General features: G+C 66.4%; 1 protein-coding gene. It reads right to left on the bottom strand.

Annotated features, from left to right (window positions below; all coding sequences use genetic code 11):
• Window positions 1-25: 25 nt before the first annotated feature.
• A partial coding sequence (locus AC0IW9_RS31245; RefSeq protein WP_471652179.1) for a hypothetical protein occupies window positions 26-256 on the bottom strand: 231 nt, incomplete at its 5' end.

Genomic DNA, 256 nt, shown 5'->3' with positions numbered 1-256 from the left:
CCGTCATGCCAGACGATCAGCTTCGTCACGCCGCGAAGCTCGCCAGGGTCGGATTATCGTTTCGGGGTGTCGCGCCCCTCCGCGCCGACGAGGTCCGGACGAGCGCCCTGCCGCGATCTCCGACGTCGTCCGCGCTTCGGTATTCCGCGACCGGCTGCCTTGCCTCGCCCGCGCGGATCATCGGCGATCGATCGATCGGTATTCCGCCCTTCCCGATCTTGCTCCACCCCATCTCGATTATCCCTCGTTGCTGACC

It is taken from the genome of Belnapia sp. AC561, from assembly GCF_979252845.1.
Note: the sequence above shows the minus strand (reverse complement) of the source record. Positions and strands in the feature narration are given on the sequence as shown.